Source organism: Streptomyces sp. NPDC002574 (genome assembly GCF_042889545.1).
Classification (GTDB): domain Bacteria; phylum Actinomycetota; class Actinomycetes; order Streptomycetales; family Streptomycetaceae; genus Actinacidiphila.
Genome location: NZ_JBIARB010000006.1, coordinates 356,089 through 377,644 on the forward strand (window position 1 = coordinate 356,089; position 21,556 = coordinate 377,644).

Here is a 21,556-nt window from a genome sequence, read left to right on the forward strand (position 1 = left end):
CAGCGTGTCGGGTGCTGCTGCTCAGTGCCTCGTCCCGTACCTGGTCAGGACCACGCCGCCGGGAACCGTCCGCGTCTCCACCAGGTTCAGGTTCACCCAGCCGTCCAGCGCGGTGAAGAACGGCGTGCCGCCGCCCACCAGGACCGGATGGGTGGCGATCGCGTACTCGTCGATCAGCCCGGCGCGCATGGCCGCCCCGGCGAGCGTCGCGCCGCCGATGGTCATCGGGCCGCCGTCCTCCGCCTTGAGCCGGCTGATCTCGGCGATCGCGTCGCCGGTGACCAGGCGGGTGTTCCAGTCGACCTTGTCGATCGTCGAGGAGAACACCACCTTCGGCGTGTCCCGCCAGTTCCGCGCGAACTCGATCTGCGCCGGGGTGGCGTTGGGCTGCTGGTCGCCGGTCGGCCAGTAGGAGCTCATCGCCTCCCACAGCTTGCGCCCGTACAGCGACAGGCCACTCGCCTGCTCGTGGTCGAGCCACCACTGGAACAGCTCGTGGCTCGGCGGCCCGCTCCAGCCGATGTCGTCGCCGGCCGCGGCGATGTAGCCGTCCAGGGTCAGGTTCATGCCGTAGATCAGTTTCCGCATGGCCCAGCCTTCCGTCCGTGGGTGTCCGGCGTACAGACCGGCGCGGCGCGGGAAACTCATCGGTGTGCGATCCGGGCCCGCCGGAGCGGACGTGACCGTGGCGTGTGCGCGTGCGGCTGTCAGAAGGCTCAGCCGTGGAGGAGCCATTCGTTGATCTTGCGGGTGGCGTGGCGGCTCGCGTGCTGTTCGTCGTCCAGCGTGGACGTGCTCGCCCTGCCGCTGCCGCTGCCGCCTGCCGCGCCCCGGCGGAGGAAGCAGCGGATGCCTTCCTGGCGAATCTCCCGGCACTCATTCCTGGCCCCCTGCGGGAGTTCGAATCGCCGCCAGCCCGTCACCGGTTCCTCCCACGTCTGTGAACGAGGTGCGGCGCCGTGCAACCCCGGGCCGTCCTCCCGGAGACACGCTATCCGGTGACCGAGCCGGTGATTCCCGCCGCCCGCCGCCCGCCGTCAGCGGATCCGGACGCCCGCGCGGAAGACGGCCCGCACGTCGCGGAGCGCGGCGAGTCCGGTGAGGGGGTCGCCGGTGACGGCGAGGAAGTCGGCGTCGGCACCGGCCCGGATGCGGCCCTTGCGGCTGCCGAGCCCGCACAGGGCCGCCGCCTGGCTGGTGACGGCCTTGAGGGCCTCCAGCGGGGACGCGCCGAGCGCGGCCAGCTCCAGCGGCGCGGACGGCAGGCTGTTGTGCGGCCGGGCGGACGTTGTTCCCGCGTCCGAGCCCACGGCGAACCGGGCGCCGAGCCGGATCAGGGCCCGGTAGGCCGCGTGGACACCGTCGGCGTACGGCCCCGGCTCCCGGACCGGCGTCATGCTGACGAAGGTCCCGCTCCCCGCGACGAGGGCCAGCAGCCGCAGCTCCTCGACCGCCCCGTGGCCGCCGAGGAACGACGCGTGCTCCAGGCTGTCCACTCCCGCGGCCAGCGCGTCCTCGATCGCCACCGCGGCGTGGGCATGCGCCGCCACCGGGAGGCCGAGGCGATGGGCCTCGTCGGCCACGGTCCGCAGTTCGCCGCGCGTGTACTGCGTACGACCCGGGTCCGAGCCCGGTGTGCGGACGTCGCCGCTCGCGATGATCGTCACAAGGGCGCATCCCCGGGCATGCCGCTCCCGCACGGCGTCGACCAGCGCGCGCGGGCCCACCGTCTCGCCGCCCAGGCGATGACCGTGCCCCCCGGGTGTGGTGATCGGCGGCCCCGCGGCGAGGATCTCGGGTCCCAGGGCCGGATCGGCGGCGGTCTGCTCCGCCAGGGCCGAGGCGAGGAAACCGCGGTCCCCGACGTCCCTGACCGTGGTGACGCCGGCGTGCAGCGCCGTGCGGGCCGCGACGCGCATCCGCGCCAGCAGCCCCTCGTCGTCCGCCGCGGCGAGCGAGCCCACCGGGTCCGGCCCCGCGTCGAACGCCAGATGGGCGCGCACGTCGACCAGTCCGGGCAGGAGGCACACGTGGTCTCCCAGGTCGATCAGCGGCACGCCGGTGGGGACCGAGCCCGTCCGGTCCACGGCGAGGACCCGGTCGCGCCGGACGTGCACGGTCACCGGGCCGGACAGCGTGAAGCCGTCGAACATCCGTCCCGCGCGGAGGGCGTACGTGGCGGCGGGGGCGCCCGCGTCGGTCCGGGGCCGCGCCGGGGAGACCGGGAACGGGGGCAGGGTCATGTCGCCCCCTGAGTGCGGTGGTTCATCGGGTGGGGGGCCTCGCTTGCCTCGCGCACGAGGGCTGCCCCGCGCGGGTTCGGATCGTGTTCGCCTGCCCTGTCGATGCTGACAGGAGCGCGGACCCGCGGGCATCGGGAGGATGCCCCATATTCCCCCGGCCCAGGGCGCCCGCGGCCGGTCGGCGGCTGAGGAGAAGTACCCACGACCGGGGGCGGACCGCGCGCCCCGCGACCCACCGCGCGGAAATCCCCTGGAACGCGCCGCGCGGATCACCGAGGATGACAGCGACGGCCGGACGACCAGGGAGGGCGCGGTGACGACGGGGCCCCTCCTGGAGATCGCCTGCGACGAGTCCGGATCGGACGGCGAGAACCTCATCGGCGGCAACACCGACGTGTTCGCCCACGCGGGCGTACGGCTGGACCCCGCCGAGGCGCACGCCTGCCTGCGCGAGATGCGCGACCGGATCCGCTCCCCGGCCGTGGAGTACAAGGCCAACCACCTGCTCCGCGAGAAGCACCGGCCCGTGCTGGAGTGGTTCCTCGGCCCGTCAGGGCCGCTCCCGTCCGATGCGCGGGTGCACCTCACCGACAAGGCGTTCTTCGTCGTCCGCCGTGTCGCCGACGTCCTGCTCGACGACCGGGACGAGGCAGCGCCGCTCTACCGCGAGGGCCGCGGCGCCCTCCCGGCCGCGCGGTGGCGCGCCTTTCTGGAGTCGGCCAACGACCTTGTCCGCACCCGCAATCGGGACGCCGGACCGGCCCCCGTCGACGCCTTCTTCCGCACGCTCGACACCCTGCACGGCACCGCTCTGGCCGTGCGGCTGCGGCACACCCGACCGCGCGCCGAGGCCTTCCGGGCCCGCGTCCTGGACGAGCCGCCGTCGGTGCCGGAACTGGACCCGCTGCTCCCGTCCCTGGCCCGCACCATCGCCCACTTCGGCCGGGACGGGCACCCCGTCGCCGTCGTCCACGACCGCCAGAACACGCTCACCGCGGAACGCGTCCGCCGGCTGGAGGCGATCCTGCCGCCGCCGTCCCGGCTCGCGTCGCTCACCCTCGTCGAGTCCCGGTCCGACCCGCGGGTGCAGCTCGCCGACTTCCTCGCCGGGGTGGCGCGCAAGATCGCCTCGGACGCCCTGAACGGCCACGCCGACGCCCCGCTCACCGATCTGCTCCGCCCCCACGTGGACCCGTACTCCCTCTGGGCCGACGAGCACAGCCGGTCGCTGCTGCTCAGCCGCGCCACGGAGTCGGGCGGATCTCGAAACCCGTGAGGCCCTCGGGCTCCTCCTCGTGGACGCGCACCCGGTCCACGATCGCCAGGGGAGACCCCTCGTGGGCCCACTCCACCATCCGCCCGACCGCCTCGGCTGGGCCCTCGAAGACCGACTCCACCGTGCCGTCGGGCAGGTTGCGGACCCAGCCGCTCACCCCCTCGTCCAGCGCGGTGCGCCGGCACGTGTCGCGGAAGAACACGCCCTGCACGTCACCGGAGACGATCACACTGCGCCGGATCACGAGCGCTCCACCCCGGAGAGCGCCGCGGTGAAGGCGTCGGCGTCCAGCACCGCCGCGCCGCCCGGATCGTTGTTGAAGTAGACAAACACGTCGGAGTCCTTCGGCCAGGTGTCCGCGATGCGGTGGGCCCACGTGGTGAGGGCCCGCGCCCCGTACCGCGGCCAGGGACGGGCGATGCCCTCATGGAACCGCACGTAGCCCCAGTCCGCCGTGCGCCACAGTGGCGTCGCCGGACGGGCCCGCCAGTCGGCCCAGCACAGGGCGACACCGCGCCGCTCCAGCAGGGCCCGGATCTCCGGCATCCACCACGAGGGATGCCGCGGTTCGAGTGCCACCCGCACCTCCCGCGGGAAGCAGCGAAGGCACCCGTCGAGCACCCTCCCGTCCGCGCGCAGGTTCGGCGGCAGCTGGAGCAGCACGGGCCCCAGCCGGTCACCGAGCCCCTCCGCGTGCGTCAGCAGCCGGCGCACCGGCTCCTCGGGATCGCGCAGCCGCTTCATGTGCGTCAGGTACCGGCTGGCCTTGACCGCCATGACGAACCCGTCGGGGGTGTGCTCGCGCCAGGCGGCGAAGATCTCCCGGGACGGCAGGCGGTAGAAGGCGTTGTTGCTCTCCACCGTCGGGAAGTGCCGGGCGTACTCCTCCAGCCAGAGCCGCTGCGGGACCTCCGGCGGGTACAGGACCTCTCGCCAGTCCTTGTACTGCCACCCGGACGTTCCGACGAGCACGGGCATCGCGCGGTCCCTGCCGTTTGCTTGCTGGACACTATTCAGGGTAGGCCGTAAGGAGTCCCGCATGTCCCGCTCGCGGGGGTGAACCATGCACTTCACAGATCGCGCGGATGCCGGACGGCAGCTCGCCGGGCGGCTGCGGCATCTGGAGGACGACAACCCCGTTGTGCTCGGCCTGCCACGCGGCGGCGTCGTCGTCGCCTACGAGGTGGCGCAGGTCCTGCACGCCCCCCTGGACGTCATCGTCGTCCGCAAACTCGGCGTCCCCTACCACCGGGAACTCGGCTTCGGCGCCATCGGCGAGGACGGCGCCCGGGTGCTCAGCGACGACATCGTGCAGATGAGCCACGTCTCCCCGGACGACATCGACACCGTCGAGCGGCACGAGGAGGCCGAGCTGTCCCGGCAGGCGCACCGCTTCCGCGACGGGCGGCCGCGTACCGAGCTGGCCGGCCGCACGGTCGTCCTCGTGGACGACGGCGTCGCGACGGGCGCCACCGCGCTGGCCGCCTGCGAGGTGGCCCGCGCCAGAGGCGCCGCCCGCGTCGTGCTGGCCGTGCCGGTGGCCGCGCCGCAGGCGATGCCCGCGCTGCGGGCCGCGGCCGACGACGTGGTGTGCCTGTCGGTGCCGGCCGTGTTCTTCGCGGTGGGGGAGTGGTACCACGACTTCTCGCAGACCGCCGACGACGAGGTCTCCGGGCTGCTGAAGCAGGCCGTGGCCAGAGGTCCGCGGACCACTGAGGTCGAGGTGGAGACCGCCGGGGTCCGGCTGGCCGGCACCCTCATCATGCCCGCCGACGCCCGCGCCGTGGTGGTCTTCGCGCACGGCACGGGCAGCAGCCGCCACAGCCCCCGCAACCGCGCCGTGGCGGCCGCCCTGAACCAGGCCGGGCTCGGCACGCTCCTGTTCGACCTGCTGACCCCCGCGGAGGAGACCGACCGCGCCAACGTCTTCGACGTGGAGCTGCTGGCCGACCGTCTCGCCGGGGTCACCGACTGGGCCCGCCGGGAGAACCTGCCCGTCGCCTACTTCGGCGCGAGCACCGGCGCCGCCGCCGCGCTGCGGGCGGCCGCCCGGCCCGGGGCGGAGGTCTCCTCCGTGGTCTCCCGCGGCGGCCGGCCGGACCTGGCGGGCCCCGGGCTCCGCACGGTGCGCGCGCCCACCCTGCTGATCGTGGGCGGACGCGACGACGTCGTCCTGGAGCTGAACCGGCGCGCCCAGGCGGAGCTGACCTGCCCCAGCCTGTTGCACGTGGTGCCGGGCGCCACGCACCTGTTCGAGGAACCCGGCGCGCTCGACGAGGTCGCACACCTGGCGCGCGACTGGTTCTCCGGTCACCTGCCTGCGACGCCCGGCGCGTGACCGTAGTCTGATGTCCAGGACTCGGGACGGCACGGGAGGACGCCCATGAGCAGTACGGTCACCATGCTTGACTCACTGCCGATGCACCACCGCCGGGTCTTCCTGGAACACGCCAAACGGGTGAGCTTCCCGCAGAGCTGGCGGATCTTCGACGAGGGCAGGTTCGCCGACCGCTTCTGGGTGGTGGAGTCCGGCGCCGTCTCGCTCGACATGGACGTGCCCGGCCGCGGCCTGGTCTCGGTGGACACCCTCGGCCCCGGCGAACTGGTCGGCTGGTCATGGATGTTCCCGCCCTACCGCTGGCAGCTCGCCGCGCACGCGCTGGGCACGGTGGGCGCCTACGAGTTCGTCGCGGCCGAGGTCCGGGAGCTGTTCAAGGACGACCCGGTGCTCGGCCAGGCCGTCGTGCTCGCCGCCGCCCAGACCATCGCGCAACGGCTCGGCGCGGCGCGCGCCCGGATGGTCGACCTGTACGGACCCCGGCTCCAGGAGCACTCCTGACCGCATGCCCGCGGTTCCCGCCCGGGCCCTGAGGGCGCGGGCCGGCCCGCCTGGACGTCACCGGGTGGTCGGGAGCGCGGCGCAACCGTGCCGCGAGGGCGGCGCGGCGACCGGGTCCGCGGCCCCGCGAGTCGCGATCCGGGGCATTCCGGACGGGCGGGGCGCGCCGCGGCTGCATAGCCTGGCAGCGTGAGCCGCCATGAACCCCCCGCCTCCCGCCCCGTCCTCGGGCCGGCGCGGGGCTGGCTGCACGCGCTGGGCGTCGTCGTCGCCGGGTTCGCGGTCATGCTGGTCGTCGCCGCCCTCGGGCTGTGGCTCGCCGGTGCCTCGGAGCTGCCGCAGGGCGCCCTCGTCCCCGTCATAGCCGCGACCGTGGTCATGGCGGTCGGCGGCCGGGTCGCCCTGGACGGCGGCGCGGGCTTCATCGCCGAGACACAGGCGGCCATCGTCGTCGTCCCGCTCTCCGTGGCGCTGGCGGGGGCCCTGGTGACGGCCTACGCGTTCCTGCGGCCCCTGCGGTCCCACGCCGTGCTGTCCGGCGGTCATCTGCTGCGCATCGTCCTGCGGACGGCCCTGTTGTGGGTCGTCGCCCTCCTGCTGATCGTCCACGGCGCCCGGCACAGCTTCAGCCTCAGCGCGGGCAACGAGTACCTCGACGAGATCGCCCAACTGCTGGGCACGACCCCGACCGTCGGCTTCCACGCCCTCGTCGGCACCACCGTGGGCCTGGGGCTGCTGTGGCTGCTGGTCGTCCTCCTTATCGCGCTCGCCGTCTCCCGGCGGGTCCCGCTGCCGCCCCGGCTCGCGCCGCCGCAGGCCACGGTGCGGCCCGCCGCCCGCGCGATGGTCGCGGTGCTCCTGGTGTACGTCGTCGCGGCGGCGATCATCGCCCTCGTCACGGCCGACACCCGGACGGACGCCGGCGACACCCTCGCCGTCGTCTTCCTGGGGCTGCCGAACCTCGCCTGGCTCGCCTTCGGGCTGGGCCTGGGCGCCAGTTGGCACGGTCATGTGAAGGGCGCCATCGGACTGCCGATGCCGGAGCCGCTCGCGCGGGTCCTGCGCACCGGGGGCGACGGCGACGTCACCCTCGACCTCGCCTCCCTCACCCGGCAGGACGGCCGTGCCTGGTGGCTCCTCGTGGCCGCCGCCGTCGCCATGCTCCTCGCCGGATGGGCCGCGGCCCGCCGCGCCCCGCCGGGTGCCGGGCACCTCCGCAACGCGGTCCGCCTGGCGCTGACGGCCGCTGCCGCCATGCTGCTGATCGGCCTCCTCACCTGGATCGACGCCCATTACGGCCTGTCGCTCTTCGGTATCGGCGACCCTTCCGACACCGGCGGCCTCGGCGGCTCCGTCGTCCTCGTCCCGGACCTGGCCGCCGCCGTGGGCCTCGCCGCGGGCTGGGGCGCCGTCACCGGCTTCCTCGGCAGCCTCGTCGCACGGCCGCGCCGCCGCCGGACCGGACCGGACGGCACCGACGCAGTGTCCGTGTCCCGCCCGCCCGACCCGCGGTCCCCGTGACGCGCTCTACCGCCGCATGACGGCCGGCTCCTGCCGCCGCAGCAGACGGACGACGATGTACGCCATGACCGCCGACAGGGCGGCCATCGCGCCCATGTCCAGCGCCCACACCCAGGGCTCGGGCCGGAACAGCGGGTCGGAGGTGATCCGCCCCGGCACGAGGGCGCCCAGGTCGAGCGTGGCCGCCATCGCGGCCAGCGCCCAGCGCGCCGGCACCAGCCAGGAGAACTGCTCCAGTCCCGGCACCCCGTGCAGCTTCAGCAGCGCGCCGCAGAAGACGACCTGCACCAGGGCGACGAGCACCAGCAGCGGCATGGTCACCTCCTCCTTGCGCACCAGCGCCGAGACCATCAGCCCGAGCATCATCGAGGTGAAGGCCAGCAGCGCCGCGGCCAGGGTGAGCTCCAGCAGCGGGCTGGTGAACACCCCGCTGCCGCCGCCGGGTCTCAGGCGGACCCCGACGAGCGCGACCATCGTCAGGACGACCGCCTGGACGACCGTGATCGTGCCCAACACCGCGATCTTGGAGCAGAGATAGGCCGACCGGGACAGGCCGACCGCCCGTTCGCGCCGGTAGATCACCCGTTCCTTGACCAGTTCGCGCACCGCGTTGGCGGCGCCGGTCAACACCGAGCCGACGCAGAGGATCAGCAGCACGTTGAGCGTGTTCTGCTGCGTCAGCGCGCTGCCGGCCAGGGCGCGCGCCATGCCGCCCATGACGAAGGGCAGCGCGACCATGATCGCCAGGAAGGTGCGGTCGGCCGCGAGCGACGCCGTGTAGCGGCGCACCAGCGTCCACCACTGGCCGCCCCAGTGCTGCGGTTTGGGCGGTACCAGGGCCGGGCGCGGGGTGGGACCCGGCGGTTCCATCTGGTCCATCGCGTCGGTGACGTACTCGTCGTGCAGCGTGGAGGACTCGTACTGGCCCGCCCAGTCCCGCCGCTGCTCGTTCTCGAACGCCTCGAAGGCCTCCGGCCACTGCCGGAAGCCGAAGAACGGCAGGGTCTCGTCCGGCGGCCCGTAGTACGCCATGCGCCCGCCCGGCGCCATGACCAGCAGCCGGTCGCAGACCTCCAGGCTGAGCACGCTGTGGGTCACCACGACCACCGTGCGGCCGTCGTCGGCGAGCCCGCGCAGCATCGTCATCACCGAGCGGTCCATGCCCGGGTCCAGCCCCGAGGTGGGTTCGTCGAGGAAGAGCAGGGACGGCTTGGTCAGCAGTTCCAGCGCCACGCTCACCCGCTTGCGCTGGCCGCCCGAGAGGGTGTGGACGGGCTGGCCGACGCGGGCCTGCAGCCCGAGTTCGGCGATCACCTCGTCGACCCGGGCCTCCCGCTCCCGCTGCGCGGTGTCACCGGGGAAGCGCAGTTCGGCGGCGTACAACAGGGCGCGGCGGACGGGAAGTTGGAGGTGCAGGATGTCGTCCTGCGGCACGAGGCCGATGCGCTGGCGCAGGTCGGCGTACTCGCGGTAGAGGTCGCGGCCGTCGTAGAGCACCGTGCCCTGGTCCGCCGGGCGCAGCCCGGTCAACGCGTTGAGCAGCGTCGACTTGCCGGAGCCGCTGGGGCCCACCACGGCCAGCAGGCTCTTCTCGCCGACGGGGAAGGAGATGTCGTCCAGCAGCGTCTTGCTGCCGTCCTCCACCGTGACCGACAGATCGCGGACGCACAGCGCCACTTCACCGGTGTCGGTGAACTGCTGCAGCTTGTCGCCGACCAGCCGGAAGACCGCGTGGCCGACGTCGATGATGTCGCCCTGGTGCACCGTCGCCCGCTCCACCGGCTGGCCGTCCAGGTAGGTGCCGTTGTGGCTGTGCAGGTCGACGATCTCGTAGCCGCCGCCGGCCAGCGCCCGCAGCTCCGCGTGGTGCTGGGAGACCAGCAGGTCCTCGACGACCAGGTCGTTGTCGGCCGCGCGCCCGATGTGGATCGTGTGGTCGGGCAGCGGCCGCACCGACGTCGGCTGGCGGAAGGTGCCGGTGGCCAGCGGCGAGGCGATCGGCGGCGGCCGGTAGACCGGTGCGGCCGAGGCCCGGGTCAGCCGGGCCCACGGGCCGGTCAGCGGATGCCCGAAGCGGACGACGCTGCCCGCGCCCACGCCCCACTGGCGGACGTTCCTGCCGTCCGCGAAGGTGCCGTTGGTGCTCCCGGCGTCCTCCAGGACCCACTGCCCGGCGACCGTGCGAAGGACGGCGTGATGCCACGAGACACGGGGGTCGTCGAGGACGATCTCGCCGTCCGGGTCACGGCCGACGCGGTACATCCTGCCCGGGACCAGGACCAGGCTGTCCCCGGCGGTCTCCAGCACGAGTTCGGGCGCGGAGGGCGCGAGTCGGCGCTCAGCCACACCGTCGATCGTAGTCGCGCGCGGCGCGTCCCGCCCGGCCGCGCGGCCTCACCACTCGGTCGGCGCGTAGTCCTTGAGGAAGACGCCGTGCAGGTCCTCGCCCAGTTCGCCGCGGACGATCGGGTCGTAGACCCGGGCCGCGCCGTCGATGAGGTCGAGCGGGGCGTGGAAGCCCTCGTCGGCGAGCCGGGACTTCTCCGGGTGCGGCCGTTCGTCGGTGATCCAGCCGGTGTCGACGCTGGTCATCAGGATGCCGTCGGTCTCCAGCATCTCCCGCGCGCTGGTGCGGGTCAGCATGTTGAGGGCGGCCTTGGCCATGTTGGTGTGCGGGTGGCCGGGGCCCTTGTAGCCGCGGCTGAACTTGCCCTCCATGGCGGAGACGTTCACCACGTAGGTGCGGCGCGCGGGGGAGGCGGCCATGGCCGGGCGCAACCTGCTGACCAGGATGAACGGGGCGGTCTCGTTGCACAGCTGCACTTCGAGCATCTCGACCGGGTCGACCTCGCCGATCCCGCGGCTCCAGCTGTTCTCCGGGTCCAGGTCGGGCACCAGGCCGCCGGCGTCGATGGCGGTGCCCGCCTCGATGCGGGCGAGCGAGGCCGAACCGCTGACCAGCGCCAGTTCGGTCACCTCCTGGGCACGTGCCGCGCTCTCCCGGCGCGGGCCGGGCAGGGCCGGCTGGGCGCCGCTCCCGAAGGTGCCGAACACCTCGGAGGCGGGCAGCTCGCCGGACGGCAGCGGCGCGGACTCCGCGGCCACCAGCTCGGCGTACGCCTGCGGGGAGCGGCGCACGGTCTGCGCCGCGTTGTTGATCAGGACGTCGAGCGGGCCCTCGGCGGCGACCGCGTCGGCCAGCGCCACGACCTGGGCCGGGTCGCGCAGGTCGATGCCGACGATCTTGAGCCGATGGATCCACTCGTCGCTGTCGGGCATCGCCTTGAAGCGGCGGATGGCGTCGGCGGGGAAGCGGGTGGTGATCGTCGTGTGCGCGCCGTCGCGCAGCAGGCGCAGTGCGATGTACATGCCGATCTTGGCCCGGCCGCCGGTCAGCAGCGCGCGCCGGCCCGTCAGGTCGGTGCGGGCGTCGCGCCGGGCGCGGTTGAAGGCGGCGCACGACTGGCACAGCTGGTGGTAGAAGGCGTCCACCTCGACGTAGCGCTGCTTGCACACGTAGCAGGAGCGCGGCCGCTGCAGCACGCCGGCGATCTCGCCGAGCACCGACGAGGAGGGCAGCAGGCCCTGCGTCTCGTCGTCGATCCGCTCCGCGGAGCCGGTCGCGGTGGCCTCGGTGACGAACTTGTCGTGGGCCGTCTTGGTCGCCCGCCGTTCCTGGCGGCGGCGCTGCTTCACGGTGCGGTAGATGCCCGCCGTGGCCTTGCGGACGGTGATCGCGTCCGGGTGGTCCACGGGCAGCTCGTCCAGCTCCCGGAGGACGCTGAGGCACAGCTCCAGGCGTGCCGGGTCGATGCCCGGGACGCCCTCCCACGCCGTTGCCGTGCCTTGCTCGTTCTCGGTCGCCGTCATGCCCGCCGTCGTTCCCTGGTTCGTGTGTTCCCGCTGCTTCCTGGGGAACTGTACGAAACCTGGCGGCGCACGGCCAAAAAGGCGGCGGAACCGAGGACTTTGGTCCCGGGCTCCCGCCCCGTCCGGTCGCTCCGCGTGACCGCGCGCGGCCGGTGCGCGGCGGTCACTCCAGTGGCGCGGTGGCCTCGCTCTCGTACGCGTAGTCCCAGGGCTCGTCGGCCATGTGCTCCAGGCGCTTGTAGTACGACGCGCTGTCCGGCCACGCCTGGTGCAGCCCTGCGTCCTGCACGGTGATCGCCATCGGGTCGTACAGGATGCCCTCGGGGGGCTGCCCCCCGGCTACCAGGGCGATGCCGAGAGTCAGACCGTCCCCGGGGCCGCCGTGGAGTCGGATCCTGGTGGTCATGGAGGTCACCTCCTGATCCCATGATCTCTCGTGATCGCCCGGCGGGGGAGGTTTGGTGAAGAAGCCCCGTCCCGACCGGCCTCGGGCGGACAGTGCGTGAGAGATCCGTTACGTTACGCTCCGGCCCGCTCCAACCCCCACGAGGAGCTCGCGTGCGCGCCTTCAGTCTGCCCGCGCTGGTGCCCGCGACCCATGTCGGCGGGCTCGCCGACGTGGTGTTCGAGGACGCGGCGCGGACGCCGGACGCGGTGCGGCTGGGCCGCAAGGAGGACGGGCGGTGGGTGGACGTGACCGCCGCCACGTTCCGTGACGAGGTGATGGCACTGGCGCGGGGGCTGCTGGCGCACGGCGTGCGTTTCGGGGACCGGATCGGGATCATGTCGCGGACCCGGTACGAGTGGACCCTCTTCGATTTCGCCCTGTGGACCATCGGGGCGCAGCCGGTACCGGTGTACCCGACCTCCTCGGCCGAGCAACTGCGCTGGATCCTGCACGACACGGGTGCGGTCGGCTGCGTGCTGGAGCACGAGGACCACGCCATGACCCTCGGCTCGGTGATCGAGCACCTCCCCGCCGTGACCCGGGTCTGGCAACTGGACAACGGGGCCGTCAAGCAGCTCATGGCCGACGGCGAGCGGGTCGGCGAGGACGTGGTGCACCGGCACCGGCTGGCGGTCACCCCCGACGCCGTCGCCACGGTGATCTACACCTCCGGGACGACCGGCCGCCCGCGCGGCTGCGTGCTGACCCACGGCAACTTCATGGCCGAGTGCGACAACGTGATCGCCCAATGGCGGCCGATCTTCGAGACCGGCACCGCGGAGCCGCCGTCGGTGCTGCTCTTCCTGCCGCTGTCGCACGTGTTCGGCCGCATGATCCAGGTCTGCGCCGTCCGGGCCGGTGCGCGGCTGGGCCACCAGCCGGACATGTCGGCCGCGGCGCTGCTGCCGGATCTCGCGGAGTTCCGCCCGACCTTCCTGCTGGCCGTCCCGTACGTCTTCGAGAAGGTCTTCAACTCCGCGCGAGGCAAGGCCGAGGAGGGCGGCAACCTGGGTGTCTTCGACCGGGCCGTCGACGTCGCCGTGCGCTTCGCCGAGGCCCGCGAGCGGCGCGCCCTCGGCACCGGTCCCGGGCCGAGCGCGGCACTGCGCGTGCTGCACCGGGTCTACGACCGGCTGGTGTACGGCAAGGTGCGCGAGGCGCTGGGCGGCCGGGTCCGCAACGCGGTCAGCGGCGGCTCGACGATGGGGCGGCGGCTGGGGTTGTTCTACGAGGGCGCCGGCGTGACGGTCTACGAGGGGTACGGCCTGACCGAGTCCACCTCCGCCGCCACCGCCAACCCGCCCGGCAAGGTGCGCTACGGCACCGTCGGGCATCCCGTGCCGGGCACCTCGGTGCTGATCTCCGAGGAGAGCGAGATCCTGCTGCAGGGCCCGACGGTCTTCTCGGGCTACCTCGGCGACCCGCAGGGCACCGACGAGGCGTTGCGCGACGGCTGGCTCGCCACCGGCGACCTCGGTTTCCTCGACGAGCACGGCTATCTGACCATCACCGGCCGCAAGAAGGAGATCATCGTCACGACCAGCGGCAAGAACCTCTCGCCGGCCGTCCTGGAGGAACGCGTCCGCGAGCACCCGCTGATCGAGCACTGCCTGGTCATAGGCAACGACCGCCCCTACATCACCGCGCTGGTGACGCTCGACGGCGAGGCGGCGGCACGCTGGCTGCGGCTGCGCGGCAGGCCCCCGGCCGGGCTGCGGGAGCTGGTGCGCGACCCGGAGGTGGAGGCGGAGGTGCGGCGCGCGGTGTCGGCGGCCAACACGCGGGTGTCGAAGGCGGAGTCGATCCGCGCCTTCCGCGTGCTGGCCGCCTGTTTCACCGAGGAGGAGGGGCTGGTCACCCCGTCGCGCAAGCTCGTCCGCCGGGCCGTCGAGGAGGCCTACGCGGCCGAGATCGACGCGATGTATCAGCGTTGAGCGGCGCCCACCGGCATCACGGTTTGGGGAGCGTGCACCCCGCGAGGCCGAGGTCGAACTGGTTCCCGGTGGTCACGCAGGCGCCGATCCCGTACGTCTCCTCGGCGTAGTTGATGCCCTGGCGGACCGTGACGGTGCCGTTCTGGTCCACCTCGCAGGGGTTGTTGACGGTGCACCGCGCACCGTCCTCGTTGCCCGTGTTGTTGATCGCCACGACCTTGCCGGTCGAGGTGTCGATCACGGGCGAACCGGAAGTGCCGCCGATGGTGTTGCACGCGGAGGTGTAGCGGACCGAGTCCTTCCAGGTCCAGTCGCCCTCCTTGAGCCGGTACACGAAGCCGTCGATGTTGCAGGTGTAGACGGTCTTCCAGTAGCCGGAGACCACCTTGATCGCGGCGCCCTGCACGGGATGGGCGGCGGAGAGCTCCAGCGCGGAGATCCCGTACGAGGACTGGATCTGCGCGTAGGTGCGGTTGAGCTGGTAGACCGATATGTCGGTGTCGGTCATCGTCGCGTAGGCGAGCTTGGTGGCCCGCAGCGTGGCGACGTTGCGGCCGGAGGCGTTGAGCAGTCCGAAGGTGCGGGTCGAGGACTGGTTGAGCAGCACCTCGCCGGGGTCCAGGAAGCCGCTGGTGAGGCAGTGGCCGTTGGACAGCACCAGCGCGGGGTCTGTGGACGCCGAGGCCGGGAAGCGGATGAGCGAGCCGGAGCAGTTGCTGAGCGACACCGTGCCGGCGAAGTTCACGGTGACCGCGGCGGGGGCGGCGCTGCGCACACCGGTGGCGTCCCGGCTCGTGGCCGAGGCGGGCGCGGTGGACAACGCGAGGCCGGCGACTGCCGCGAGAGCGGTCAGGACAGTCGCCAAGGCACCTCTGAGAGGTCGTTTCATGTGGGGGGTCCTCTCGAGACCGAAGTTCTTTCGGTTTTGGCATGCACATTGTCATGACTCGAGAGGGCCCGTACAAGAGGGCATGGCACAGCGGGCCGTGGCGACGGACCCGCCGTCGCCGCGGCCCGACAGGGCGGTCAGCGGCAGGTGTCGGTGTGGCCGAAGTCCACGACGAACCGCTCGGGACCGTGCAGCCGCTTCGCGGTCCAGGACGGCTTCGAGGTGAACGAGGTGCCGAAGGTGACGACGCCCTCGAAGTCACCTGTCAGGGCGAGGCCCTTGAGCTTCGGCAGCCTTACGGCCGTCAGCCGGGGCCCGGTGTAGACGTTCCTGCCCGCCGCGTTGTGGGCGGCGGCCGGGGACAGCTTGATCTCGACGAAGCACGTGCCCGCGAGCGGCACTTTCTTCCCCGAGCCGTCGTAGCGCAGTCGCGTGACGCGCTTGACGGTGGTGGGCGGCAGGGCGCCCTTGGTGTCGATCACGAGTCGGTCGTACGTGCAGTGCGTGGCCGTCCGGGCGTTCACGACCAGAGTCGTGGCCTTCGTGGCCTTCACGGCCGTGGTGCCTGACGCGGCCGGGGCCGCCCCCGCCGAAGCGGAGGCGGGCACCGCGGCCACGGCACCGGTGAGCAGAGCCAGACCCGCGGCGGCTGCCGCGAGTCGGTGGTGTCGGCGCATGGCGTCCCCCAGGGGAGCGACGGTTCCGGTTCGGGGACCGGATGTCACTAAGGGAGACTTGCGGCCGGCTCGCTCGGTTGCACGACGGGGGAGGGGATGACGACCGGCGCCGTCACCTCGACCACCTCGATCACCTCGACCGGCCTCGCCGGTGCGGGCTGACGCGCGGCGGGCACCTCGATCCGGAGCGCCGCGTCGTGCGCCGCCCGGGCGAGCGCGCGCCGGTCGTGCCACGTGCCCGCGGTGATCGGCGGGAGCACCGCGACCTCCGCGGTCAGGCCGCGGCCCGACACGACCCGGCGCACCGAGTCCATCAGCGTGTCCTCCCCGACGAACGCCGGGGCGGTGGCGCGCGTCCCGTCCGCCAGGCGGTAGTCGATCCGGACGGGCTGCACATCGGCACCCGCGTTCAGCGCCGCCTGGAACAGTGCCCCGCGGTAGCTGCCCTCCTCGCGGCCGCACCAGGTGCTGCCCTCGGGGAAGGCGACGACCGTGGCCCCGCCGCGCAGCGCCTCCGTCACCTCGGCGACGGTGTCCGGCAGGGTCCGGAACCGCTCGCGGTCGATGAAGATCGTCCGGCCGAGCACGCACAGCGGGCCGATGACCGGCCAGCCCCGGATCTCCGCCTTGGCGACGTTGCGTCCCGGGATGACGGCGGCGATCAGCAGGATGTCCATCCAGGACACGTGGTTGGCGACCACCAGCAGCCCCCGGCCGGGCTCGCGCGCCGCCGGCGGGGCCGGCACCCGGATCCGCATGCCGAAGGCGGCCGCCACCGACCGCATCCAGGTGCGGACCAGGGAGTCACGCAGTGCCGGGGGGCACAGCGCGGCCACCGGAACGGCCAGCACGACCCCGATGAACAGCACCACGAGCGCGGCGGCGTAGCGCACCAGCCGGCTCAGCCGGCCCACCAGGGGACCCTCGCCGGTCACGCACTCCTGCGGGGTGCAGGGCGAGACCGGCGACCACCACGTGGCGGCCATCACGAGGACCCGAGGGAGCCGAGCGAGCCGAAGTGGCGCAGGTAGCGCTCGTCCGTGCGCTCCAGCGAGAGCAGGATGAACAGGTCGGCGACACCGAACTCCGGGTCGTGGGCGGGCTCGCCGCAGACCCACGCGCCCAGGCGCAGGTAGCCGCGGAGCAGCGCGGGCAGCGCGGCGCGGGCCGGTCGGGCCAGGCCCGTCGGGTCCCAGGGGCGGAGCGGGGTGACCCGGTACTCCTCGGGGGCCATGTACTTGGCCGAGACCCGGTCCCAGACACCGGCCGCCGTCGAACCGCCGTCGGCGAGCGGCACCGAGCAGCAGCCGGCCAGCCAGTTGTGGCCGGTGGTCGCCATGTAGCGGGTGATGCCGCCCCACATCAGCGCGACGACGGCACCGTCGCGGTGGTCGGGGTGCACACAGGAGCGGCCGACCTCGACGAGGTCGTGCTGGATGGGGGCGAGCCGGCCGAGGTCGAACTCGGTCTCGGAGTAGGTGCGCCCCGCGCGGCGGGCGTTGGCGGGGGTCAGCAGCCGGTAGGTGCCGACGACGTCGCCGGTGTGGTCGTCCTTCACCAGCAGGTGGTCGCAGAAGGCGTCGAGGGCGTCGATGTCCAGGCCCGGTTCGGGCGTGTCCAGCACAGCCCCCATTTCCCCGGCGAACACCAGGTGCCGCAGACGCTGCGCGGCCCGCACCTCGGCCTCGTCCTGGGCGAGGCTCACCGAATAGCGGGGACGGTCGCCTACGTTGTCGACAACGGGCGCGAGTTCGTACGAAGCGGTCATGGCGCGATTCCCTGGTCAGGGGGACGGGGACACCCCTATCTGTCCCGTCGGCGCCTTGCCTTGGCATGTCCTTTGCGGAGCGTGGAGATGTGCGCTCGCTGAATCACTGGGGTGCGGTGCCGTTCGGTGCCCGCTTCACCCGGAAAGCGCGCCCAAGCGGCCTTCGAGCAGCAGCAGGAGTTCGCCGAGGATTTCGGCCAGCTCCTGGCGCGGTCCGTCCGGCAGTCCGGACAGCAACCCCTCTTCGTACGCGAGCTGTTCGGGCAGCAGACGGTCCACGAGCGCCAGGCCGGCGGGGGTCAGTCGCAGGTGCGAGACCCGGCGGTCCCGGTCGTCGGCCCGGCGGCCGATGAGGCCGCGCTCCTCCAGCAGCTTGATCCGCTTGGTGATCGCCGCTCCCGAAGCGAAGGTTTCACGTGCCAGACGTCCGGGCGTCAATTCACCGCCGACGCGGCGCAGCGCGCAGAGGATGTCGTACTCCGGGCGGGTGAGGCCCTCGCGGTTCAGAGGCGCGTCGACAGCGAGCTGCAGGAGCGCGGTGCACCGGTTCAGGCGCCCGATCACGGCGACGGGCGCGAAGTCCAGCTCCGGGTGCACGTCCTGCCACTGGCGCAGCACTGAAGCGACGGCGTCCTCCACGCGCGATGTCCTTCCTCGGTCCGCCGGCGGCTCCGGCGGCGTCCGCATGATCGTACGCGTCGTCAAGCCAGGGTGACGGACCGGGCGCCGCCGCGGCGGCCGGCCAGCGCGAGGTGGCCGCGCCGTTCCGCCTCGGTGATCCGTTCCTCGGGCAGGGGGCCGCTCCACCACTCACCGGAGGCGGTGTCGACGGCCTCGCGCAGTTCCAGCAGCGCCGCGGTGAGCCGGGGCTCCCGGGGCAGCGGGGCGGCGAGCTCGCCCTCCAGGCGGTCCAGGGCGGTGCCGACCCGCCGGCCGGCGCGCCGGTTCGGCACCGCGAAGCACACCACGAGCCCGGCCCCCGCCCCGACGACGGTGTCCAGCCAGCGGTCGGCGACCAGCGGGCCCGCGGGCCGGGCGCCCGCGAACTCGGTCATGACCATGGCCATCGGCGTCACGAAGACACTGGCCAGCCAGTAGTTGCGGGCGATGGTGGCCTCCACGGCGAAATTGCAGGCCAGCGCCGTCACGATCAGGGCCACCGCGCCCGTGGTCGTGAACGGCACGAGCGCGGTGAACAGCAGCAGGCCCAGCAGATTGCCCAGGACGCGCTGCAGCGCCCGCTGCCAGGACAGCGTGGTGTTGGCGGCGAGGACCGCCGCGGCGGTCACGACGGCCCAGTACGGACGGTCCACGCCGAGCGCCATGGAGATCCAGCCCGCCACCGCGCTGCCGAGGCCGACCCGCAGGCCGATCGGCAGCAGGTGCCGCGCCGTGGGGCCGTGGGCGGGCGCCGGCCCGGTGCGGACGTCCGTACCGCTCGCGGCGCCCGGGTCCGGCAGGGTCCGCGTCGTGCGCAGTTCCCTGGCCCAGGCGGTGAGCGGGGGAGCGCCGTCGGGCCCGGACGTCCCGGCGCGTGCCAGCAGCCGTTCCAGCCCCGCGCGGTGGGCGTTCGTCCCGGCGGCCCGCAGGGTGTGCCACGCGGCGTTCTGGGCGGAGGTCGCCGCGTGCCGGGCCCGCGCCGGGCTCCCGTCGCCCGCCAGGACCTGCGCCCGGGCCTCCAGCGCCCTCGCCACGGCGGCGCGCTCGGGCCCGTACGGGCGCACCAGGGCGGGCGCCATGCCCACCAGCCATGCGACTGCTCCGCCCAGCACCATCAGGCCCACATGCGCGGGCACCTGCGCCGGGGTCTGCGGCACGAACGCGGCACTCGCCGCGACGAAGGTGAAGATCACGTTTCCCGGCGGCCCGATCCGCGTCGCGTCGCACACCACCTTGTGCGCGGCGGCGAGCGCGGCGGCGACGGCGACCCGCACCGCTGTCGAGTCGGTCAGCGCGGCCGTCGTCAGGGCGACCGCGCCCCCGGCCGCCATGCCCAGCACCACCAGCGCGAGGGCTCGTGCCCGTGCCGCGTACGGCAGCCCGTGCGCGTAGAGCGCGCACAGCCCGCCACCCGCCGCGTAGAGCACCAGATCGAGCCGCCCCAGGGCCAGCAGGACCCCCTCCATGATCCCCACGGCGACGACCACGCTGACGGCCCGGTGGCGCCAGAGGTCCTTGGCGGCGCGGAGGCGGAGGGCGTCGCGGAGGGGGTGGAGGAAGGGAGGCATGCCGATAAGTTTAGCAGGTGTTTTACTCGTGAAATATTAGCGCGCCGTGGTGCGGCCGCGCGGAGGCCGCGCACGCACGAGGCGGCGCTCCTGTGCCGGGGCACAGGACCGCCGCCTCGGGTGCCGGGATCAGGCCGGGAAGGCCAGCGAGAGCGCGAAGCGCGACTCGTCGTCGGTCCACCAGTGCTGGAGGGTGAGGCCCGCGGCGGCGAGTTCGGCGCGAACGCCTTCCTCGCGGAACTTGGCGGAGATCTCGGTGCGCATCTCCTCGCCGCGCGCGAAGTCCACCGTGAGGTCGAGCGCCGGCACCTTCACCGTGACGTTCCCGCGGGCCCGCAGCCGCATCTCGATCCATTCGTGCTCGCGGTCCCAGAGGGCCACGTGCTCGAAGTCGTGCGGGTCGAAATCGGCGCCGAGCTCCCGGTCGATCACGGACAGGACGTTCTTGTTGAACGCGGCCGTGACGCCCTGCGCGTCGTCGTAGGCGGCCACGAGGGTCGCCTCGTCCTTGACCAGGTCCGTGCCGAGCAGCAGCGCGTCGCCGCGGGAGAGCAGGGCGCGGACGGAGCCGAGGAACCGGGCGCGCTCGTCGGGCAGGAGGTTGCCGATGGTTCCGCCGAGGAACGCCACCAGGCGCGGCCCCGGGGTCTGCGGCAGCGCGAGACCGTGCTGGAAGTCGGCCACCAGGGCGTGGACGCTCAGGTCCTGGTGGTCGGCGAGCAGGGCCTCCCCGGCGCCGCGGAGCGCCGACTCGCTGACGTCGACGGGCACGTAGGTCAGGGGGGCGCCCAGGGCCTCGATGAGCAGGCGGGTCTTCTCCGACGAGCCGGAACCGAGCTCGACCAGGGTGCGGGCCCCCGTCGCCCGGGCGATCTCGGCCGCTCTGGCGGCCAGGATCTCCCGTTCTGCGCGGGTCGGGTAGTACTCGGGCAGCCGGGTGATCTCCTCGAACAGCTCGCTGCCGTGGGCGTCGTAGAACCACTTGGGCGGGAGCTGCTTGGGGCTGCGGTTCAGCCCGTACGCCACGTCGGAGCGCAGGGCGGCCGCCGTGGCGTCCGCGGGCAGGGTGCGAGTGAGAGTGAAGGGGCTCACAGGTGCGGCTCCTTGAGCGGGATCAGCAGGACCTCGGTGGGATCGCCGTACAGCAGATGGCGGTCGGGGACCTCGGTCCAGCGGGGACTGTCGTCGTACGGCTCGGAGGCCACGACGACGCTGCGGCCGGGCTCCGCCAGATACCAGAGGGTGTCCCCCCAGGCAGTGGCGGCGATGGAACGGCCGTCGCTGAGAAGGAAGTTGAGCCGGGAATCGGGGGTCAGGGCGGCGAGTCGGCCGACCGTGTCGGCCAGCGCCTCGTCGGGGGGCGCCCCGGCCTTCAGCCGGTGCAGGGTGAGGGCCCAGGCCAGCGCGGAGTCGCAGCGCGCCTCCAGCGTCAGCAACTCCTCGGCCGGCAGCGAGCGGGCGGCCTCGGCCACCGAGTGCGGCCAGCCGCGCAGGGCGCCGTTGTGGCTGAACAGCCACGGGCCCGCCGTGTACGGGGCGGCGGCGGACTCGTCGGCGGCCGATCCCTCCGTGATGTCGCGGACCGCGCCGAGCAGCGCGCCGGAACGCGTCACCCGGCACACGTCCGCGAAGGACGGATCGTCCCAGATCGGCCCGGACCGCCGGTACCGCGCCGGGACCGGGTCGTCCGGCGCGTACCAGCCGAGCCCGAAGCCGTCGGCGTTGACCGTGCCGTACTTCTGGCGGCGCGGCGCCCACGACTGGCGGTAGAGCGAGTGCGGGGGGTCGATCACGACGTCCCGCAACGCCACCGGCGGCCCGATGTAGGCGATGTGGCGGCACATCAGGCGGCCGCCCCGTCCC

Annotated in this window: 21 protein-coding genes; 5 read left to right on the plus strand and 16 right to left on the minus strand. The window is 73.4% G+C overall.

The genetic code is table 11. The annotated features are described in order from the left end of the window. Positions 1-21 precede the first annotated feature (21 nt). The 3 genes from ACFYXS_RS16700 to ACFYXS_RS16710 all read right to left on the minus strand — a co-directional run bounded on the left by ACFYXS_RS16700 (position 22) and on the right by ACFYXS_RS16710 (position 2,243). Positions 22-588 carry a dihydrofolate reductase family protein gene (locus tag ACFYXS_RS16700; protein ID WP_389248572.1) on the minus strand — a complete coding sequence of 189 codons (567 nt, stop codon included), beginning with the start codon at positions 586-588 and terminating at the stop codon, positions 22-24. Between the two features lie 128 nt (positions 589-716). Continuing rightward, positions 717-923: a hypothetical protein gene (locus ACFYXS_RS16705; RefSeq protein WP_389248574.1), complete on the minus strand. Its 207-nt coding sequence runs from the start codon at positions 921-923 to the stop codon at positions 717-719. Positions 924-1,037: 114 nt separating this feature from the next. Then, positions 1,038-2,243, minus strand: coding sequence for an amidohydrolase family protein (locus ACFYXS_RS16710; protein WP_389248576.1), 1,206 nt, complete (start codon positions 2,241-2,243; stop codon positions 1,038-1,040). A gap of 313 nt (positions 2,244-2,556) precedes the next feature. Here ACFYXS_RS16710 and ACFYXS_RS16715 point away from each other — a divergent pair, with 313 nt between their 5' ends. Then, entirely contained in the window at positions 2,557-3,519 is a 963-nt protein-coding gene (locus ACFYXS_RS16715) for a DUF3800 domain-containing protein (RefSeq protein WP_389248578.1), read from the plus strand. Here the strand turns inward: ACFYXS_RS16715 and ACFYXS_RS16720 are convergent. Next, entirely contained in the window at positions 3,479-3,763 is a 285-nt protein-coding gene (locus ACFYXS_RS16720; protein ID WP_389248580.1) for an acylphosphatase, read from the minus strand. The genes ACFYXS_RS16715 and ACFYXS_RS16720 overlap by 41 nt on opposite strands. Further along, positions 3,760-4,497 (minus strand): DUF72 domain-containing protein, encoded by a 738-nt coding sequence (locus tag ACFYXS_RS16725; RefSeq protein ID WP_389248582.1) that lies wholly within the window; start codon positions 4,495-4,497, stop codon positions 3,760-3,762. The genes ACFYXS_RS16720 and ACFYXS_RS16725 overlap by 4 nt, the downstream gene beginning before the upstream one ends. 85 nt (positions 4,498-4,582) lie before the next feature. Here ACFYXS_RS16725 and ACFYXS_RS16730 point away from each other — a divergent pair, with 85 nt between their 5' ends. From ACFYXS_RS16730 to ACFYXS_RS16740, 3 genes are all read left to right on the plus strand, one after another. Continuing rightward, positions 4,583-5,857: a phosphoribosyltransferase family protein gene (locus ACFYXS_RS16730; RefSeq protein ID WP_389248584.1), complete on the plus strand. Its 1,275-nt coding sequence runs from the start codon at positions 4,583-4,585 to the stop codon at positions 5,855-5,857. A 45-nt stretch (positions 5,858-5,902) separates the two neighbouring features. Continuing rightward, positions 5,903-6,358 (plus strand): Crp/Fnr family transcriptional regulator, encoded by a 456-nt coding sequence (locus ACFYXS_RS16735; protein ID WP_389248586.1) that lies wholly within the window; start codon positions 5,903-5,905, stop codon positions 6,356-6,358. A 189-nt stretch (positions 6,359-6,547) separates the two neighbouring features. Continuing rightward, positions 6,548-7,879 (plus strand): streptophobe family protein, encoded by a 1,332-nt coding sequence (locus ACFYXS_RS16740; protein ID WP_389248588.1) that lies wholly within the window; start codon positions 6,548-6,550, stop codon positions 7,877-7,879. Positions 7,880-7,885: 6 nt separating this feature from the next. Here the strand turns inward: ACFYXS_RS16740 and ACFYXS_RS16745 are convergent, their stop codons facing one another. From ACFYXS_RS16745 to ACFYXS_RS16755, 3 genes are all read right to left on the minus strand, one after another. Further along, the gene (locus ACFYXS_RS16745) at positions 7,886-10,225 is read right to left on the minus strand and encodes an FHA domain-containing protein (protein ID WP_389248590.1); all 2,340 of its coding nucleotides are present in this window, start codon (positions 10,223-10,225) and stop codon (positions 7,886-7,888) included. Between the two features lie 48 nt (positions 10,226-10,273). Next, on the minus strand, positions 10,274-11,749 hold the full coding sequence (locus ACFYXS_RS16750) for an SDR family NAD(P)-dependent oxidoreductase (protein WP_389248592.1): 1,476 nt from the start codon (positions 11,747-11,749) through the stop codon (positions 10,274-10,276). Positions 11,750-11,912: 163 nt separating this feature from the next. Further along, positions 11,913-12,155, minus strand: a complete 243-nt coding sequence (locus tag ACFYXS_RS16755) for a hypothetical protein (protein WP_389248594.1) — start codon at positions 12,153-12,155, stop codon at positions 11,913-11,915. A 152-nt stretch (positions 12,156-12,307) separates the two neighbouring features. On the opposite strand from ACFYXS_RS16755, the gene ACFYXS_RS16760 reads away from it, so the two are divergent. Further along, entirely contained in the window at positions 12,308-14,131 is a 1,824-nt protein-coding gene (locus ACFYXS_RS16760) for an AMP-dependent synthetase/ligase (protein ID WP_389248596.1), read from the plus strand. 16 nt (positions 14,132-14,147) lie between these two features. On the opposite strand, the gene ACFYXS_RS16765 is transcribed toward ACFYXS_RS16760, so the two are convergent. The 8 genes from ACFYXS_RS16765 to egtC form a co-directional block, all read right to left on the minus strand. Beyond that, complete coding sequence (locus tag ACFYXS_RS16765; RefSeq protein WP_389248598.1) at positions 14,148-15,020, minus strand: serine protease; 873 nt, start codon at positions 15,018-15,020, stop codon at positions 14,148-14,150. 137 nt (positions 15,021-15,157) lie between these two features. Then, positions 15,158-15,697: a hypothetical protein gene (locus tag ACFYXS_RS16770; protein ID WP_389248600.1), complete on the minus strand. Its 540-nt coding sequence runs from the start codon at positions 15,695-15,697 to the stop codon at positions 15,158-15,160. 47 nt (positions 15,698-15,744) lie between these two features. Beyond that, positions 15,745-16,683, minus strand: a complete 939-nt coding sequence (locus ACFYXS_RS16775) for a lysophospholipid acyltransferase family protein (RefSeq protein ID WP_389248602.1) — start codon at positions 16,681-16,683, stop codon at positions 15,745-15,747. Further along, on the minus strand, positions 16,683-17,465 hold the full coding sequence (locus ACFYXS_RS16780; protein WP_389248604.1) for a GNAT family N-acetyltransferase: 783 nt from the start codon (positions 17,463-17,465) through the stop codon (positions 16,683-16,685). Before ACFYXS_RS16780 ends, ACFYXS_RS16775 begins: the two co-directional genes overlap by 1 nt. Positions 17,466-17,600: 135 nt before the next feature. Continuing rightward, a complete protein-coding gene (locus tag ACFYXS_RS16785) occupies positions 17,601-18,104 on the minus strand; it encodes a MarR family winged helix-turn-helix transcriptional regulator (RefSeq protein WP_389248606.1) in 504 nt (167 codons plus the stop codon). A gap of 62 nt (positions 18,105-18,166) precedes the next feature. Beyond that, entirely contained in the window at positions 18,167-19,693 is a 1,527-nt protein-coding gene (locus ACFYXS_RS16790) for an FUSC family protein (protein ID WP_389248608.1), read from the minus strand. Positions 19,694-19,822: 129 nt separating this feature from the next. After that, on the minus strand, positions 19,823-20,785 hold the full coding sequence (gene egtD, locus ACFYXS_RS16795; RefSeq protein WP_389248610.1) for an L-histidine N(alpha)-methyltransferase: 963 nt from the start codon (positions 20,783-20,785) through the stop codon (positions 19,823-19,825). Beyond that, positions 20,782-21,537 carry an ergothioneine biosynthesis protein EgtC gene (egtC, locus tag ACFYXS_RS16800; RefSeq protein WP_389248612.1) on the minus strand — a complete coding sequence of 252 codons (756 nt, stop codon included), beginning with the start codon at positions 21,535-21,537 and terminating at the stop codon, positions 20,782-20,784. Before egtC ends, egtD begins: the two co-directional genes overlap by 4 nt. Positions 21,538-21,556: the final 19 nt, after the last annotated feature.

Bases quoted from the DNA above. Each gene is read 5' to 3' on its own strand.
- ACFYXS_RS16765 (WP_389248598.1), bottom strand. From the start codon at position 15,020: ATGAAACGACCTCTCAGAGGTGCCTTGGCGACTGTCCTGACCGCTCTC.
- ACFYXS_RS16730 (WP_389248584.1), top strand. From the start codon at position 4,583: ATGCACTTCACAGATCGCGCGGATGCCGGACGGCAGCTCGCCGGGCGG.
- ACFYXS_RS16710 (WP_389248576.1), bottom strand. From the start codon at position 2,243: ATGACCCTGCCCCCGTTCCCGGTCTCCCCGGCGCGGCCCCGGACCGAC.
- ACFYXS_RS16770 (WP_389248600.1), bottom strand. From the start codon at position 15,697: ATGCGCCGACACCACCGACTCGCGGCAGCCGCCGCGGGTCTGGCTCTG.
- ACFYXS_RS16750 (WP_389248592.1), bottom strand. From the start codon at position 11,749: ATGACGGCGACCGAGAACGAGCAAGGCACGGCAACGGCGTGGGAGGGC.
- ACFYXS_RS16780 (WP_389248604.1), bottom strand. From the start codon at position 17,465: ATGACCGCTTCGTACGAACTCGCGCCCGTTGTCGACAACGTAGGCGAC.
- ACFYXS_RS16700 (WP_389248572.1), bottom strand. From the start codon at position 588: ATGCGGAAACTGATCTACGGCATGAACCTGACCCTGGACGGCTACATC.
- ACFYXS_RS16775 (WP_389248602.1), bottom strand. From the start codon at position 16,683: ATGGCCGCCACGTGGTGGTCGCCGGTCTCGCCCTGCACCCCGCAGGAG.
- egtC (WP_389248612.1), bottom strand. From the start codon at position 21,537: ATGTGCCGCCACATCGCCTACATCGGGCCGCCGGTGGCGTTGCGGGAC.
- ACFYXS_RS16755 (WP_389248594.1), bottom strand. From the start codon at position 12,155: ATGACCACCAGGATCCGACTCCACGGCGGCCCCGGGGACGGTCTGACT.
- ACFYXS_RS16725 (WP_389248582.1), bottom strand. From the start codon at position 4,497: ATGCCCGTGCTCGTCGGAACGTCCGGGTGGCAGTACAAGGACTGGCGA.
- ACFYXS_RS16735 (WP_389248586.1), top strand. From the start codon at position 5,903: ATGAGCAGTACGGTCACCATGCTTGACTCACTGCCGATGCACCACCGC.
- ACFYXS_RS16790 (WP_389248608.1), bottom strand. From the start codon at position 19,693: ATGCCTCCCTTCCTCCACCCCCTCCGCGACGCCCTCCGCCTCCGCGCC.